The organism is Paenibacillus alginolyticus DSM 5050 = NBRC 15375 (assembly GCF_000422905.1).
Taxonomy (GTDB): Bacteria; Bacillota; Bacilli; order Paenibacillales; family NBRC-103111; genus Paenibacillus_E; species Paenibacillus_E alginolyticus.
In genome coordinates this window covers 1-16,946 of sequence record NZ_AUGY01000087.1, presented here as the reverse complement: position 1 = coordinate 16,946, position 16,946 = coordinate 1, and the positions used below count along the sequence as shown (strand labels likewise).

At 43.1% G+C, this 16,946-nt stretch carries 15 protein-coding genes and 1 riboswitch; all 15 genes read right to left on the bottom strand.

Annotation, left to right across the window (positions count from 1 at the left end; translation table 11 throughout):
- Positions 1 to 88 precede the first annotated feature (88 nt).
- Positions 89 to 628, bottom strand: a complete 540-nt coding sequence (gene hpt, locus G519_RS0129870; RefSeq protein WP_029197788.1) for a hypoxanthine phosphoribosyltransferase — start codon at positions 626 to 628, stop codon at positions 89 to 91.
- Between the two features lie 70 nt (positions 629 to 698).
- Positions 699 to 2,114, bottom strand: coding sequence for a tRNA lysidine(34) synthetase TilS (tilS, locus tag G519_RS0129865; protein ID WP_029197787.1), 1,416 nt, complete (start codon positions 2,112 to 2,114; stop codon positions 699 to 701).
- A 36-nt stretch (positions 2,115 to 2,150) separates the two neighbouring features.
- On the bottom strand, positions 2,151 to 3,056 hold the full coding sequence (locus G519_RS0129860; RefSeq protein ID WP_029197786.1) for a protein kinase domain-containing protein: 906 nt from the start codon (positions 3,054 to 3,056) through the stop codon (positions 2,151 to 2,153).
- The gene (locus G519_RS0129855) at positions 3,040 to 3,759 is read right to left on the bottom strand and encodes a vWA domain-containing protein (protein ID WP_029197785.1); all 720 of its coding nucleotides are present in this window, start codon (positions 3,757 to 3,759) and stop codon (positions 3,040 to 3,042) included. Before G519_RS0129855 ends, G519_RS0129860 begins: the two co-directional genes overlap by 17 nt.
- 157 nt (positions 3,760 to 3,916) lie before the next feature.
- Positions 3,917 to 7,180 carry a collagen binding domain-containing protein gene (locus G519_RS0129850; RefSeq protein WP_029197784.1) on the bottom strand — a complete coding sequence of 1,088 codons (3,264 nt, stop codon included), beginning with the start codon at positions 7,178 to 7,180 and terminating at the stop codon, positions 3,917 to 3,919.
- A 183-nt stretch (positions 7,181 to 7,363) separates the two neighbouring features.
- Positions 7,364 to 8,170, bottom strand: coding sequence for a transglutaminase-like domain-containing protein (locus G519_RS0129845; RefSeq protein WP_029197783.1), 807 nt, complete (start codon positions 8,168 to 8,170; stop codon positions 7,364 to 7,366).
- Between the two features lie 13 nt (positions 8,171 to 8,183).
- Positions 8,184 to 8,271: riboswitch (cyclic di-GMP riboswitch) on the bottom strand.
- An 85-nt stretch (positions 8,272 to 8,356) separates the two neighbouring features.
- The gene (locus tag G519_RS0129840; protein WP_029197782.1) at positions 8,357 to 9,070 is read right to left on the bottom strand and encodes a class D sortase; all 714 of its coding nucleotides are present in this window, start codon (positions 9,068 to 9,070) and stop codon (positions 8,357 to 8,359) included.
- Positions 9,071 to 9,289: 219 nt separating this feature from the next.
- Positions 9,290 to 11,782 carry a stage II sporulation protein E gene (gene spoIIE, locus G519_RS0129835; protein ID WP_029197781.1) on the bottom strand — a complete coding sequence of 831 codons (2,493 nt, stop codon included), beginning with the start codon at positions 11,780 to 11,782 and terminating at the stop codon, positions 9,290 to 9,292.
- 906 nt (positions 11,783 to 12,688) lie between these two features.
- Positions 12,689 to 13,285 carry a S1 domain-containing RNA-binding protein gene (locus G519_RS0129830; protein ID WP_029197780.1) on the bottom strand — a complete coding sequence of 199 codons (597 nt, stop codon included), beginning with the start codon at positions 13,283 to 13,285 and terminating at the stop codon, positions 12,689 to 12,691.
- Positions 13,286 to 13,393: 108 nt separating this feature from the next.
- Complete coding sequence (locus tag G519_RS0129825) at positions 13,394 to 13,717, bottom strand: FtsB family cell division protein (protein ID WP_029197779.1); 324 nt, start codon at positions 13,715 to 13,717, stop codon at positions 13,394 to 13,396.
- 15 nt (positions 13,718 to 13,732) lie between these two features.
- On the bottom strand, positions 13,733 to 14,308 hold the full coding sequence (yabQ, locus tag G519_RS0129820) for a spore cortex biosynthesis protein YabQ (RefSeq protein ID WP_029197778.1): 576 nt from the start codon (positions 14,306 to 14,308) through the stop codon (positions 13,733 to 13,735).
- Entirely contained in the window at positions 14,305 to 14,592 is a 288-nt protein-coding gene (yabP, locus tag G519_RS0129815) for a sporulation protein YabP (RefSeq protein ID WP_029197777.1), read from the bottom strand. The genes yabQ and yabP overlap by 4 nt, the downstream gene beginning before the upstream one ends.
- Before the next feature lie 239 nt (positions 14,593 to 14,831).
- Positions 14,832 to 15,182: an Imm53 family immunity protein gene (locus G519_RS0129810; RefSeq protein ID WP_029197776.1), complete on the bottom strand. Its 351-nt coding sequence runs from the start codon at positions 15,180 to 15,182 to the stop codon at positions 14,832 to 14,834.
- Positions 15,183 to 15,531: 349 nt separating this feature from the next.
- On the bottom strand, positions 15,532 to 16,038 hold the full coding sequence (locus tag G519_RS0129805) for a hypothetical protein (RefSeq protein WP_029197775.1): 507 nt from the start codon (positions 16,036 to 16,038) through the stop codon (positions 15,532 to 15,534).
- A 12-nt stretch (positions 16,039 to 16,050) separates the two neighbouring features.
- A partial coding sequence (locus tag G519_RS51725) for a hypothetical protein (protein ID WP_051253821.1) occupies positions 16,051 to 16,946 on the bottom strand: 896 nt, incomplete at its 5' end.

Genomic DNA, 16,946 nt, shown 5'->3' with positions numbered 1-16,946 from the left:
CCTCTCAAACGGCACACGTTTATTATTTTACCACATCCCGGTAAAGCACTACAACATAACAGCGTTGATGAGTCTGCGGGAAATGGCATTAGCTGCTATAGATCTCTGGTTTCAATATGCCGATAAATGGAAGGTTGCGATACTTCTCTGCATAATCCAGACCATATCCGACGACGAACTCATCTGGAAGCACATAACCTGCATATTCAGGTTCGAGGTCCACAGTTCTGCGTGCCGGTTTATTAAACAGCGCAACGACCGAAATCGTCTTCGCATTGCGTCGCTCTAGCACATCTATCAGATAACTCAGCGTTAAACCGCTATCGATAATGTCCTCCACGATAAGAATATGACGTCCTTCTACGGGAACATCAAGATCCTTAATAATCTTGACAACACCAGAAGATTTCGTGGATTGACCATAGCTGGATACAGCCATGAAATCAAGTTCCAATGGTACTCTGATTTGCTTAACAAGATCAGCCATGAAAATGAAAGCTCCCTTAAGCACACAGATAACCAATGGGTTCTTACCTTCGTAATCGATGGAGAGTTTCTCCCCTAATTCTTTGATCTTGCCTTGAATTTGTTCTTCACTGTAAAGAACTTCTTGAATGTCGCTGTACAAGGATGAACCCCCTAGTTTATATTATGAATCCTTATAAATTTACATTCTAGAAGAACGAAATTTACGCATATTACTTCAGCACTAGCTTCATATGAAGTACACGTACTGTGTCTGGTCCAACCAAAGCGTGCTTGGACCTACGAAAGCCAGCAATCCAGAGGATTTGCCCGGAAGCATCGACAAGCAGTGGGATGACATCACGCCGGCTTAGCGGCATTTTGGCATCAATGAACATATCCTTTACTTTTTTGGACCCATTTAAACCATACGGCTCAAACCGATCTCCTGACCTGCGGCTTCTTACAACAAGCGGCAAAATAAGTTGATCTAGATCCAAAAACACGTCCGTTGCAGATGAGGAATAAGCAGTTGTCTCCTTCGAACTAGCTGGCACCCATGAGTAGATCAGCTTGGCTTCCACTTCCGGCAGGTTCAGCTCGCTTGTATCCAATCCAACCTCATAAGCATAAGGCTTCGGAGAAGGAGCGAAGGTCTGAAATTGAATAGATTCATATTCTCTCACAATATAAACCTGTTCATCCACCTGAAGAACTTGATTAGAAACCTGATCCTCTAAAATCAACTCACGCATACTTTCAATTCGTTTAAAATCCAACCGATCTCTTTCCAAACAAAGACAGTTTAATATTAATTTAATCAAACGCCTTTGTAAAGCAACGTGCAGCTCAGTGAAATCACGTCTTTCTATGCGGCAGCAGGCTTGCTGGAAAGTCGTTTTTTGGCGAAAAACCTGCTCGGCTTCTTTGGCCAAATAATCATCCTCAGCTCGCATCAAATCCGTCAATCGATTCAGTGACTCCGGAAGTTGTTCATTATACTGCTTCAGCATCGGCATCACATCAAGCCGAATCTGGTTTCGAAAATACTTCCGCAACTCATTGCTGCTATCCTTACAATACGTCATTTCATGCTGAGCGCAATAATTCACAATATCTGTTTTGTATATACGTAAAAACGGACGAATCAGTTCCACTTTTTTTTCGCGCCTGCGTTCCGGCATGCCAACCAGACCTGAAGGGCCTGTCCCTCTCAAAATCCGCATCATGACTGTTTCAGCTTGATCGTCTGCATGGTGAGCGAAGGCAATCCGGTTAGCGCTGTATTTCGCTGCGATCTGATGTAGAAATTCGTAGCGTTTCTCACGTGCCGCGGCTTGTCCATTGAGTGACGTTTCCTCTATATAGGCCGGCACATCAATGACGCCGATTTCACACGAAAGTCCTAGGTCATCAGCAAGCTTCCCTACGAAAAAGGCTTCCGCATCTGATTCCGCACCGCGGAATTGATGATTCACATGCGCAACAACGAGCCGCCAGCTATAACGCTCGGCAAGGGCAAAAAGGACATGAAGCAGCGCCACAGAATCAGGTCCTCCTGATACCGCAACAACCACCACATCTCCTGGATCGACGAGTTTTTCGTCAATAATTCGCTTTTCCACCTTAGCAACAAGATCGATTTCCATCGGGTATTCCTTTCCATTCCTGCACTTTCCATCATGCTACCAGTACACATAGAGCGTTACACCAAAAATAAAAATAGAAGCGGCGAAGCATATTTTCAACCATGGCATTTGGAGTGTTGACTGTGTATTCTTCTTACCTGAGACCAACGTTCTCCAGTACTGATACGCTTCTTGCGAAGTATTAAACTCACTACTCAATGCTTTATGAAGAAACGGCGCGAGATGAGCAGCAACCGAATTTTCACGCACAATGGCGGTAAGTTGATCTAAATCGCGGTTTTGCGGCAGCGTATTGGATAAACCAGTAAAGCGTTTTCGTTGATCGAGCGATTTTAATAGTAAAATGGCAAATGAAAATAGATCATAGCTTTCTTCCGCAACCCGTTCCCCCATATTCCAAAAGCCGCGGTCATATACCTCAGTCAACTGCTTAATCGCTCTGCCTTTAGGAGTTACACCCCCAAAATCAATGAGATCCACATCGCCAAATTTGGAAACGATCATATTCTCGATCTTCAGATCACCGAAAACATAGCCGCTCTTATGAACTTCCGTTAACTTTCGAAGCAGGTTGGAACCAATCACATAGATCCAATCTTGACCGCGTTTATGTATAAAATTGGAAATTTCAATCCCCTCAATATATCGCATGACATAGAAGGAGACATTTTTTCCATTTATCGTCATATCATCGGAATCTATTAAAAAGTTCTTGAACGACGTTTCTGTCTGGGATATCGCAAGCAAGGAATTAATCTCTGATTGATGATCAACTGTCTCATGGCCTGCTTTCAGCGCAAATCTAGCTGCCCCTCTTCGTACGAGAGCCACTACACCATTGGAACCAGCACCTAATAGACGTTCGACCACATACATCCCGCCGTTCCATTTCCCTTGGATTTCTGATCCCGGACGGAAGGCGTCTTCATACCACGTAGTCACTCAGCATCCCATCCTCGGTCTTTGGTAAGATAGGCTTCTCCGTTATGAACTGCAAAGTTTGCAGCAGCGCCGGACCTGTCGGAGTTGTACCCTTCATGTTTATTTTATAGAACATCTTGTCTAAATTTGCAAGCTGATTCGTCCAACTGAGATCCATTTCTAATTCCTGATCCCTAGTTTTGGTTGACGGAAAGTGAAAAACTGCCAGTTCACTCTTCCCGCTGCGGGCTCTAAGACTAAGCAACAGATCATGAATCGCTTCACGCACAGCTGCATGTTTTGGCTTCATACTAGCACTAGCATCTATTAAAAGAGCTACGCGAAGTGAGGTGGTTTCACTCATGGTATCAATCACTTGAACCACTTCCGCGCGCTTATCTGGAGGTAACTGCTCCAATTGATTAAAGCCTAGAATACTTTGCAGCTCCTTGCCTACTGCGTGCTGAATCGTTGTGGCGACCGTTTTGCGCGTCATCATCTGAACTGTCTGGGAAAGTTGGCCTGAATTGACGATTCGGCTCATCCCGCCGCCTGCCGCAGCAATCTCTTGAATCTCCTCAGAGCCCAGCACCCCCAGCTCCCCATGGTCAATCACACCGATGACATTCACAGTAACGCCTTCAGTATGTGCTTGTGCCGCTGCTATTACCGGACTTACCCCTACATTGGAACACCCATCTGTTATTAAAAGAATCTGTTTCATCATGATATATGCCTCCCTGGCCCAAGAAAAGATTAGCTCTCTAGTAGTTCTCCTCCTAGTTTTTCCATTTATGAGAGAGTCTAATCACAAGCTAACTCAGCGAAATAAAAAGACAGCCCACCCGATGATAATGGCGGACTGTCTCAAGATTGAAGATTTACCTAGTGAATCTCCTTCTTAGGATAAGACCTAGTAAGATTAAAGTGATGCCTGCGATTTCCACATACAAATGACTAGATTCTCCTGTTTTTGGGAGGGTCTCTGGCTTCGTAATAGGCGGAATTCCTCCTAAGGGCACATCATTATCCGTATCAATCGGAATGTCCGGCCCCGTTGAAGGTGTTGGCGTTACACTTGGCAATGGTGTTGGTGTTGGTGTTGGTGTTGGTGTTGGTGTCGGTGTCGGTGTCGGTGTTGGTGTTGGTGTTGGTGTTGGTGTTGGTGTTGGTGTTGGTGTTGGTGTTGGTGTTGTCTTCGTGTTGATCACATTGAGATAAAGTTCATCTCCTGGATGAAGGGTTATCGGATTATCCTCTTTATTTATTCCATAACCAGAAGGAGCTGCTATTTCAATCACCTCATAATCGCCTGCAAGTAGATTGTTAAAGATGACAGAACCTGTTTCATCTGTTGTTAACCTGTCAATAAACGTTTTTGTGTCACCCGATTTACGATACAGTTCAAAGGTTGCGCCGCTGAGCACTAAAGTGTTGTTGGCAGAGTCAATTTTCATAACCGTCAATGACCCTCGAACTCCGCTGCCGGTGCCAGATCCGTCCGATACACCGACCACAATTTCCTTGGTCGATTTTTCCGTAATAGTGGTTACGTTAGTGCCGCTAAGACTGATTCTATTGATGACCGTTTCGTGATCGTTGGCCCTAATTAAAGATTGATATTCCAAAATATACGCGGTTGTTATCTGATTGACAAAACTCAGCTCAAATGTTTGTTTGCCTTGATTATCCGTATTAATAACTAGCGTGTAGTCCACGCCATTCGTTAATTCTGATCCCTTCATGACATTCCCGTTACTAGCCACGGTCGTTGCAAACAAATGGAACGAGTTTGGCATTAATTGTTGATTGATTGACGGTGTATCGATGATTTTCGCACCGTTTAATGTAGATTGACCATAATTTATTTGGACTGACCAGTTAATTTTATCTCCGCTTTGCCACCCGCTTTTACTCACGTATTCTCCGCCCTTAGGAATGGGCAGGGTCGCGCTGAGGTTGCCGGAAACCTGTTTAGTTCCATCGAAAATTCTAGCCGTATTTGAAACAGTATTGTTAATCAATTGACCTTGTAGACTCGTTTTAAAAACGATGTAAAATGGTTCCGAAATGGGTTGATGGAAATGAACAACTAGCCTGTTTTGGCTATCCACTGCGTAATCATATTTTGAGGGGTCTATCTTCCCGCCCTGTGAGTGGTTGCCATTTGCCTGAATGTTCATTTGGTATACAGCAAGCAAATCAAGCGGTTTAAGCGGATCATCAATAAACTTTTGATTAGACTCTAACGTATCCTGTACGATAGCATCTGCAATAGCTATGCCGTTATAGTTAGCTCCCACTGTCCATTCTAGTTTTTTTGAAGCAGCATCGTAGGCACCATATTTGAACCCATTGTTCTTCACTTCATTTCTCGGAATAAATGTTGCATTTGCTGTTTGCGTCTTTGTTTTCTCAGGGCTGTCGATCCAATCCGCCTTAGCTGAATTCATGAAATTAGTAGTTCCCGGAGGACTGATCAAATCTATATTGAATTCTGTTTGGTAAACAATCGAAATTGGTTCTGAGATCGCATTCGTGAATTTAACTTTGAACCCATCCTCAGCACCGACAGAACTATCAAGGATATAATTCGCCGACGGTAAGACCACGTTTCCTTTTTTAATAACTAACGAATCGGGCTTGAAACGCAATCCTTTATTCGAAAATGTATCGGTCACAACTAGATTGTTCATCAACTGACTGTCTCTGTTAATGATAATAAGCCAAGATACGGTTTTGGCCTTGTAATCTGCGGTTCCAGGATACTTGAAAATTGCCCCCTGTTCAATAGCCCGTGATGCTGAATCACTTGCTCCGCTGCCGGACGTAACGGTATTCGTAATGATCGCATTATTCAAAACCGGATTACTTGCCTTGGTCTGATAAGTAATTTTATAGGCCGATGAAATATCATGATTAAATTGCAGTTTAAATCCTTTCTTGCCAGCAGCCGTTTCCGTTGTGACGGTGTACTCCCCACTCGGCAATTCACTTCCCAGTGTCTCATTCCCACTTGAATTGAACGTTACGGGATAGATATGAAGGGATCCTGCAACAATTTCTTGTGTATCATTGAATAAGTCCTTTAGGAATGCTGCTGACTGGGCAATTGTCCTTTCATTATAATTATATTTGATTCCCCAACCAATAATTTGCGTAATTGGACTATAGCTTTCCGCTATTTTATCCAAAGAACTGCCACGTGTTACATGGACTGTCGCAGAGGCTTGAACAGGACTTTTATTACTCCCTCCAAACGTTGCTGTATTCACAAAGGTTTCTTTATCAAAATCGGTTATTGGCGTCGTATATTGAATGCGGTAAGCCGTATGAATAGGAGATTCATTGAACCGAACAGAAAGATCTGCCCCTGTTCTATTAACTGTATACTTACTGCTATCCACCAATGCTCCTTGTACGACGGTTCCATCTAGATGAACCCCTAAATCATAAACAGCTACAGTTACAGGAACAGATAGACCTATGGGAATAGGGTCCGTCACCACGGCGTTCTGAACAGAATCCAGCGTCTTATTCACATCCACGGTCCAATGAATATCTTTCGAGTTAAACCCAGAGGGTATGCCTCTCTTTTCGATTGTGGAAGTGACCAAGGGCTTTAGATGAAGGATGAAAATCTGTTCGCCAGATTGAATCGGAATTGTAATCGTTACCGTTGTGCTCTCCGTAAGTTTACTTATATCTAACTGTGTTCTGAAAGTGAGCGTTCCATGTACATTGTCATGGCTTTCGATGTAGTTGTTAAAAGTAATCAACACTTGATGACTAGCCTGATCCACATGAAAAGTTCCCAACTGATTCGGTCCCATATCCAAACCGCCACTGATATCGTTGAAAAGCAAAAATTGCTGCGGCAGAGTGAACGTAAACGTATCACCACTATGGTACCCATGACCGTTTGGCAAAGACCATGTATAGTCTAGCTGCACTTTGGAGTTTGGCTCGTAAACATTGCCGGTCACAACTTGTCCCGAGCTGTCGTATACAGCCATCGTCACACTGTCGAGAATGTTGTTTGAAATTGTGTTTGCACTGGCCTTAGGCAAAAAGCCAATCCCGTAAATACTCTGCATAAAAATTAATAATGTAATCAGCAGCATACTCGTCTTTTTCTTCAACATAATTTCATACCTCCATTCATAATCAATTTTTATTTATTTACCACTTATGTCTTGAAACAAAACGTATCATTTTAATACTATATGATACAACTTGTATTGTAAATCCTTGGGAATTGATATTTTTTCAACATGAACGGCACAAAAAAACCTGTACTCAGTTGAGTACAGGTTTCTTCAATTTCTTTAATATATTTTGGAAATTTGATAATTATGATCTTTTTTTATAATATCTATTGTTTCACCCGCTTGTATATGAACAGCGTCATACGTAGTATCGATCGTCACCCATTCCTTACTATCCTTTAGGAAAACTTGATTCCACGCATGATAAGTATCCGGCGCATGGCTTTCATACCCCATAACCAGACGGGTTGGAATCCCCTCGCTTCTTGCCATTGCCGCAAAAGTAGCTGCAAAATCATAACAAATTCCTTTGGACGCTGCGTAGACCATATCCAGATTAGGTACGTAATTATCTGCTACAGTTTGGGCTTTCTCATAATCATACTGAAATTGTGTCGTGATATAGCCATAAATGGCTCTTATTTTGTCGATATCACTTTCTTTATCCCCAATTAATTGCTTAGCCTCAACGACCGCCTTCGATTCATTGTTCCAATTGATTAACGGAATGGACTGTAGAAATACGGCATTCTCGTCTTCCATATCCAAATCTATTTGTTCTTGCGCAACAACTTTATATTTATTAGCTCCTATAGACTCACCGATCAGCACTTTATACTGGCCGTTTCCAAGCTGTAAAGGGTACTGATCCCCTTCTTCGAAGGTGTAGTCATATTTGATATTTTCTCTCATTATTCGAACGAGAACTTTGGTGTTCTTATCTTTTGAATAATGAACCGAGATAATTCCTTTATTGAGAGCATCTTTATCTATCATAGATGGATTAGAAGCTGCAAATATCCCTTGCGGAGCAAGAGTAAACAGAACCGCAGCAATGATCGTTCGTATGATTGGCTTTTTGAACACAAAAAAATCCCCTTTCGGTAACTGGCTGCCAACTTAGTTCGGCTAAGGAAGGCCCTTTAGTTTTGCGTCTCTAGTTTTCGCTAGATTTGCCTTTATCGGAGGAACGCACCGAATCCCTATAATCACTATAGTGATAGTGCAATCTTAACATAGGCTTGTCTCTCTGGATAGACAAAATATTACATTTTATTCCTTAGACTGCACCAGGATTCCCTTAATGGCAATACGATGAGTCGGATTTTCCATAGGATGACAAGTTATTAGCGTAATCTCCCGATCTTTGCCGTTGCCCTTCAGCACCCAGACATCCTCTGGGAGGACATACTGTTTGTCCACTACCTTGTAGATATACGTTTTGCTTCCTGTATTCACTTCTATGAAATCCCCTTCAGTAACTTCATCTAATCTATTAAAATTTTTCCCGTAGGTCAGGTTGCGATGACCCGCAATGGCATAGTTACCAACAGCTCCTACTTTGCCTGTTTTGGCAATACTAGCAACGGAAATCTTCAAATTATTCACGGTTGCATCTGTCAAAATAGGGAGCTTTAAATTAATTTTATCGATTGTGAGGACACCCTCTATATTCTTCTGCGGCAAAGAAACAGGCTTCGGTGTCATTTCTGCAGCTAAGGAGCTTGGCTGACTGCTTGGTTGACTGCTCGGCGAGCTGCTTGCTGGCAGCGCTTCCACCACGGGATTGGAAGAAGGCACGACCAACCCCGCATTCGTTTCCTCCTCGATGTCAGAGGCTGTCTGATCCATATTCTGCAGATTTTCCTGCCATTGTTTCAATATTTTGTTCTGCTGATAGCTCTCATAACGATCGTTTAGCGTTGGATAAAGAAATATGATAATCCCAAGAACGATAAATAACAGTGATAGCTTTTTTCTAATCACAAAAATGGCACCGCCTTCTCTTGGATCTCACGCAATAATGATACTCCGAGGAAACTTAGATTTAGCATGATTTGTAAACAAACCTATAAATAAGTTAAGCATGCTTCTAATTCTGTGCGCAACCTATTTGGGTATTAATTTACTAGTTTGATCTTAAGGGAATAGCAGCAAATAAAAAGCCATAACAGCAAATGAGCTGTTATGGCTTCTATTCCTCCATTAACTAACCGTCTTCGGACGCTCCATTCGCGTAATGCCTGGCCAGCGGAATGTGGCCCACTCAGGCTGCCTCTTCTCAACCCGTGCCACAACGACGGTCATATCATCTTGAATTTCGCCATGATGGTGGCGGAAAATCCTTTCTAATAAACAGTCCGCAAAATCCTGCGGCATCGTCGTATCGATCTCCTGAATCATCCGCTTCATCCACATCTCTTTGTTTACCGCATGTCCCGGTGCATCGTAGATGCCATCTGTCATCATGACGAGGATATCACCGGATTGGAGCGGAATCGAGACCAGATCAACGTCAATCTCGCTCAAGATACCGACCGGCAAATTATTAGCCGATATCGAAATCACTTCGGTCCCGCGCTTAATGAAGCTAGGCGTAGAGCCAATCTTCATGAACGTTGTGTTTGCGTTGTACATGTCGATCAAAGCCATATCTACGGTCGCGTACATCTCATCCGAAGAGCGCAGCATCAACACCGAGTTCAGCGACTTGATCGCCAGCTTCTCGTCCATGCCCGACTGCAGCAGCTGCTGCAGGATGCTCAGAGCCGTCTGGCTCTCCGCACGCGCGCGCTCGCCGTTGCCCATGCCGTCGCTAAGCGCCACGGCATACTTGCCATTGCCCAGCTCCACCGTGGAAAAGCTGTCGCCCGAGAAGAGGTCGCCCCCCTTGGCTGCGCCGGCGACCCCGGTTTCAACCTCGTATTCCTTGGCAGAGCCGAATACGACCGTGCTGTAACCCTCGCCGCGCGCATGCATCTCTTCACGCATGACGGCGACGTTCTCGCCGATAATTTCGCTCAAGAGCGGCGCAATGATTTTCCGGCATTCATCGAAGCCCTTCGTGTATTGATGAATGATTTCTATTTCGATATTTCCTTCATCCAAGGAAATGATGTCGATGGTATGGATGGATAAGCCCAGCTCCTCCAGGGCATTACGAATTTGCTCTTCTTGAATGAACAGCTCCTGTCCTTCCCGTTTAATCTCCTTGGCCAAGTCCTCCATCACTTGGGACACGCCCGAAAGCTGATCAGCCACGAGATGCCGGCTATCCATAATCTGCTTTTTCCAATGCAAATCATTCTTGTACAAGCCATATTGCTGCTTCATCACATCCAGCACTTGATCCGTGCGAATGCACACCTTCCTCCATTCCGGTGGAATATTCTTCTTCGTCATACTCTCCTTCATCTCAATTTGGGTCATCATATCGGTCATATACGTATAGGTTTGATAAAATTTTTGATCCCAGCACTGGCTCTTTTTCCAGCAGGAATCACAAGCCTTCTGCGCAACCGCATTCATGAAATGGCCAACTTCCTCCTCCTTGCGGCTCACCGCATCATCCGTCGTCAACTGCTTAAAGCTACGCGCCAGCTGGCGGAACACTTCAGAGAACTGTTCCACACGTCCGGCCGTAACATCCCGAACCCGCTTCGCGTAGTCCTGTTGGGATTTCAGATTTTCTTGCGTACCAGGCACATATTTAGCTAGTGTCAGAATCAAGCTCCGAGGTGTCAACAGGAAGAGTGCAACAGCTGCAAGCGACTCCCATGTGGAGTTGATCACGTCAGCCCCTGACCCCATATAGAAAGCAAGTATCGATGACCCCAAAAGCATTCCGAAAGCAACAGCCAATCGATTACCATCTTTGAGAAGCCCTGCTAACATCCCCGAGAAAGCCAGTAAACTCATTTGATAAACCGCATTGCTATTCGCAAGACTTAGGATTAATCCTGTAATGACACCTACCGAAGCTCCGAAAGGCGCTCCCCCCACCAGCGCAAATAATAGAATCAAATAACGGGACAGCACATGTTCAACGGTAATTGGACCTACAACCCAGCTCACCGTTCCTGTCATTACAGAAGCTAACAAGATAATTAGACAAATAATTTCCTCATGTTTCAAATGGTAGTTCTTACGGGTAAGCGTAAATACAGGTATAGCTTGAATAAAAATTAGCGTCAGCACTAGACTTAGCAGTGCCTCAACGGAGACCATCATGAGTGTATACCAGCTTAGGTTCGAGACTACCAGCTCCGCAAAGAGCTGAACCAGCAAGGTTGAGCTGAATACTAGCAATGGCGCTAGCGAAAGGTCGGAGCGTTCAAATTTCTCTAGTGCCTTTTGGATGAGCAAGAACACGATGATTTCCGTAACCAGATAACCTGTATTCGAACTTAGTGAAAGTAAGCTTCCAGCAAATGCAGCAATACCTACCCAGTGTAAAATATCTCTTCTTGTAAAATAAATCACCGCAATGAACGCTAGAGCAAATGGAGATAGCTGTTCCAAAATCATCGCACGTCCAAGTAAGAAAGCCATCACGATGAGCAGTAAAGACCACTTCTTAGCTACAAAAGCTTGTACGAATCGATTCTCCACGGCTGCGCTATGTGCGCCTGCTTTCGCTTTCTGCCATAATCCCGACCAACCGCCACCAATCACTGCGCTTAAGCTTCTTCTCTGCATGTTTTCGAACACCATCCATTTCTTTCCTTATTTGTTTCTCTAGTATAGAGACAATCTAGCAGAAAGTTTGTCAGAATGAGTTGATAGATTCAAAGAAATTTCCGACAAGCCGCGTTCGCTTTGTCACCACGCCTCAGCCCTTGCCTAGTCTCGATTTACCACATAGAAAACGTTTCCAAAAGTCTGATTGCCTCGAACTTTCGCCCTGCGTATGGGGGAGATACCCGTAATTCCATGTCGATTGATCTTTACGTTATTTTAACTATTTGACGATTGGATAAAAAAAGTTTGCGCCGTCCTTGGTCGAGAGCCTTTTGTAAAGATTGAATCGAAGCATTACGCTTCAAGACATATATAATAAAATATTCGCCTGCTTATCCGATGAAAGGTTGCTGTACAGCAGATACCGTCGATTCATTCAATCTTAGTCTACATTAAGGTGACTTAATTCCCAATCCATCTTCAAGTATGCTCGTTGAGGTTGCTGGATGAATGAAATCCATATGCTCGGTTAAATGATGTTGTAAAAAGTGCAACAATTGCTGCCTAGATCCCGGCTTTCTCCCCTTGTTGTTGCACAATGTACAACAATTAGGCCAAATATTGGCGATTTCGAAACAAATGGGTTAGAAATGTTGTACGAACTACAACTTCAAGCTGCAAAATAGTCTTTTGGAGTTAAAATTGTTGTAGAAAATGCAACATTGGTAAGCCACTCTACCCTCACGAAGTTGCTGAACAACTCAAAAATCGAGTTTGGTTAGGTATACCAGTTGCAAGAAGATATTGTCCCTTACCGAACGATGAGCATGAAAACTAACCATCCCAATTAGGGAGAAGCTCACTTACCCCCAAATGTAAAAAAACCACACTCGCCTAAGCGAATGTGGTTCGTTACTGCATCTATTAGTCTCTTCTTCCGCCTCGGCCACCGCGTTTGGACTCGGTGTTCTTTTTCAAAGACGAAATCCGCTCTTCACTATCTTTAAGGAACCGAGATACTTTATCTTCGAACGAAAACGGTCTAGCTCCGCCTTGCTGCTTGGTAAAGCCGCCGCGACCGCCACCACCGCCGCCTCGATTGAAGCCACCGCCGCCACCTGGACGACCGCCACCACCACCGGGACCACCGCTTGGAGGACCACTACGTTCTCCGCCGCTACTTGGACGACCGCCTTGGTAGCCTCCTGGACGATCTCCACTTGGACGTCCTTGATAGCTGCTGCCACCTGTACGTTCAGGACGAGCTGGTCTTTCCTCAACTGGTTTGTCAACCGTCTGCTTGATCGACAATCCGATCTTGCCATCCTTGTCCACGTTAATCACTTTGACCAATACTTTGTCATCCAGCTTTAAATGGTCATTAACGTCTTTCACATAATTGTCCGCGATCTCCGAAATGTGAACAAGACCGGTAACTCCTTCAGCAAGCTCGACGAATGCTCCAAAGTGAGTAATCCCCGTCACTCTACCCTCTAACTTGGTGCCAACTTCAATTGCCATAAAGTAAAATGTTCCTCCCTTAAAATGTTGAAAACACTGGCTACGCCGATTATAACCGATGCAGAAACCACGGTCAACACGGCAACAGCCTCTTCTTCTTGTTGATTTTTATTGCGACTTTGAGACACTCAGTGGCGTCTCTCCGGTTTTACTATAATGAAAATCTCGACGAATAATTTGATCCAAATACTCGTCATTATGAAGTCGAGCGACTTCTTTCGTTGTTTGCTCTTTGAGTTTTTTGGCCTCAACCAGCTGTTGCTCCATATTCGCTACGACACTACTCTTCTCTTGCAGCTTAGCGAACTGCCCCCAAATGTTCACAGCAGCCCAGCTCATAAAACATAGGACAAAAATCATTAGAAAACGCAGTCTTCGTTTCGAGCCTATACTGTTGCTGCGCTTGGTTGGAACGGTTGCTTTAGCTTGCATGAATAGGAATGCCTCCTACTTTGAGAATAACCTGCGAATGATCAATAAGATATTACCCTTAAGTTTCTTCAACCAAACAGGGATAACAAAATATTTATGCACAGGCCGAGTCATCCAGAGGAGTAATCTCCACACAGGATAAAGCAATTGTAGCACAATTCTATAAAGGAATATAGCTACAGCTAGTAAAAAGCCTAAAATTATTACAGTTAGACGATATAAGCCAATAATCGGTTTAATGAGGACCAATTCGACAGTTTTTGCAAAGAAACGGTAAATAGCAATCGTAATTCGAATGAGAAGCAGCGTTAGACGAATGACCCAAGTGCTGAGGAAGGCGAAATAAAAACAAACGCCGATACCCATCCCCAGAAAAATAAATACACGAACTTGTCCTTCATTACTGTAAATGAGCAGACGGAACACGAGGATTGTCGCCACAATCCAATAAACCATATCAATGAACGGAATCGTCCATCGCGGCAGTCTCAGCTTGCCAGAAAGCACACGAAACACATCAAAGATCGCACCTATGGCGATTCCGCTCAGGAACATCATGAAGATCGTATGGAACTGGACGCCTAAGGTCACTTAAACAACTTACCAAGGAAACCCTTGGATTTCTCCTGGGTATTTCCATCCACATAAGCTAGTTCGTGAATGATTCCTTCTATGGCGACCAATCCTTGTTCCAAACTTAAGTTCTTGATGTGCAAATTCTGCCCTTTAATCATCAAGTAGCCCATTTCCGTTTCAAGGAGGAACTCTTCACTGTCAAAGCTCTCTACGTTCAAAACTCCGGAGATCTCCAAGAGCTTGCGATTCAGCATTTTAATTTCTTGCCGCTTATTCGTGTTTTTCACGGGTTCAATCATGGCCTGTACCCCTCCTTCATCTATCACTACGATATGGGAGGATGTCCTTTTTTAGAACTGTGGAATATTCATTTATTACTAACCACGATATCTCTAGGCCAATAGCGTGTATCTCCAGTCTCAGGATGAGGCATTCTGTTTCTCCCATCGCATGATAATGGTCTTCATATTGTTGGTTTTTCACTCTAAGGCGCGGTGAGGCTGTGTAGGTTGCCGTAAGGCATTAGGTTAGGAGCTCATTAGTTATTTTTGTTTAATGTTGACCACTCTTGAAAAATAATAAATATTTCCTCCCCTACCCTTATCAAATAGATTATCACTAACATTACAGTAAACCCAATCAATGTCAGAACGTTCAATATCAAATGTTTGAAAATTCGTGTATCCTCTAGATGCGTTCCTTCCAATCGGATGTCAATAGCCCATCCAGGGTTATCAAGCGTTGTAATTTTGATTCCATAGCAGTATCGTATGGCAGGTTTGACATCAAACCAATCTCGGAACGAAAGTGCAAGGTGATTGTAAAAGTTCACAGCCACCCAATGAAATTCAAGGTAGGCATTATCAATGGAAAGTTTTACGTTGTTCATGCGTTCCCCCATGGGCAAAACTTTTTACGAATTTGCCGCTTGTATATCGCTGTGCGTATTCTACAGTTGCGATAAATTTGAATAAAACCGAGGGAAAACAAAGATAACAAAAAACAAGTCAATTATGGTGGTATCTGACCGTAATCAACCTGTTCAATGTAACGGTATAGCGGTATTTAGGTTATACTTTTCAAGCATTGTGTGCGTACAAACGAAATGACGAACTCTTTATTCAGGTATTTACATGGGTTATATGTGTTATTGGTTGAATAAGGGTTCCTTCGGCACTGGGTAGCCCCCACCAAAAAGAAACCTTGAAAGGCTCTACGCCGATCAAGGTTCACTATTGTTATTCAGATACTTGTAATAAATTACTAGGAACTAATTGAAAAAGGAGTATTTCTGGTTTTTTATAAGGAATCTCTTTGAGGTAATCCTCTAATGTCATCATACTTTCCCAATATTTTTGAATTAAGTCCTCGATAGCTTCTCCAGTATCAAAATCAAGTGCTTCTTCAAACGTATACTGATTATCGTCGTAAAATGCTTGGTCGTATATGAGCATAGATACCTCTGAATCAAATACCATTATCTTATCAGTAAAAACAGGAAAACAAAATGCTTTAGAAACACTTTTCTCAATATTAACTCCTATAGCACTATTAAAATCAAGCCAATCTGGTGCATTCGTTGGTCTTAGCTTATCAGCAATATTCTTCTTTACTTTGCCACCATTACTGTACCAATAATTTGACTTAGTTAAAGGAGTAATCCCCTCTTCCATTATTTGAGTCAAAGGAACATGATATTCATGAGTTTCAGGTAAGCACGCATGGTAGAGTAATTGTTTTTTCATTTTTTCACCAACCTATTTTCTTGGTACATATGGGAAATGCGAACTACTTGAAGGGTCATCTAAGTTTTCAAAAACTCGATGACTACCTGTCGGTGTATCAGGCGTACTGATGTTTTCATCATACTCCTTTTCATACTTAGTAATACGGTTTGGATTAGGATTATTCGGATTCGGCCAGTTAGAGTAAGCCTTATCTGGATTCTCCATTGTATTACGTCTTAGTTCTCCAACATCAACATTTTCTCCATATTGCGACTTACTTTTAGTTGAAAGTGTATCAGGGTTATTTTTGTGCCTATTGTACGAATGATCATTTACAAAATCCGAACGATAACTTCCACCGCCCTGCTTTTGAGGTACAGAACCATTTCCCGTGCCCTCTGCTGGCTTTTTTCTAGTTACAAAAGCAGCAAAAAAACCGCCGGCCGATGTTCCAATAGTGTATGAGGCTGAATCGTTAGACGGACTTGTCATTACTCCGTTAGTCAATTCTGATAGCGCTCCATCACCAGCACCTAATATGAAATTACCTACCTTTTTCAATATACTTTCACTCGCTGGAGTGGTCGTAACCGGAGTTGATTCGGGATATACTTTATTGGAAATTGAGATCGTAGTATCCTCTTCAGTTACATTGTTCCCATTTACCGGACGAAATGAAGATGTACTTGAATAGCTTCCTGAAGTTCCTGATCTCAGCATATTTAGTAAAGCCGTATTTTGAGCTGCTGTGCCTGAATAATCTGATATTCCATAGCGTTGGGCCAGTTGTTCTCTATTGGAGAATGAGGCGTTTTGGCCCGTGGAATTCATATAGTCGATAATCGACCCATTATTTGGAATTTGGGATAAAGGAACCATTTCCCCTCGATATTCCCAACCTGGCATATCAAATTTAACAGATGCTA

Bases quoted from the DNA above. Each gene is read 5' to 3' on its own strand.
- yabP (WP_029197777.1), bottom strand. From the start codon at position 14,592: ATGATTGAACCCGTGAAAAACACGAATAAGCGGCAAGAAATTAAAATG.
- G519_RS0129855 (WP_029197785.1), bottom strand. From the start codon at position 3,759: ATGAAACAGATTCTTTTAATAACAGATGGGTGTTCCAATGTAGGGGTA.
- G519_RS0129825 (WP_029197779.1), bottom strand. From the start codon at position 13,717: ATGCAAGCTAAAGCAACCGTTCCAACCAAGCGCAGCAACAGTATAGGC.
- G519_RS0129810 (WP_029197776.1), bottom strand. From the start codon at position 15,182: ATGAACAACGTAAAACTTTCCATTGATAATGCCTACCTTGAATTTCAT.
- spoIIE (WP_029197781.1), bottom strand. From the start codon at position 11,782: ATGCAGAGAAGAAGCTTAAGCGCAGTGATTGGTGGCGGTTGGTCGGGA.
- G519_RS0129850 (WP_029197784.1), bottom strand. From the start codon at position 7,180: ATGTTGAAGAAAAAGACGAGTATGCTGCTGATTACATTATTAATTTTT.
- tilS (WP_029197787.1), bottom strand. From the start codon at position 2,114: ATGGAAATCGATCTTGTTGCTAAGGTGGAAAAGCGAATTATTGACGAA.
- G519_RS0129805 (WP_029197775.1), bottom strand. From the start codon at position 16,038: ATGAAAAAACAATTACTCTACCATGCGTGCTTACCTGAAACTCATGAA.
- G519_RS0129830 (WP_029197780.1), bottom strand. From the start codon at position 13,285: ATGGCAATTGAAGTTGGCACCAAGTTAGAGGGTAGAGTGACGGGGATT.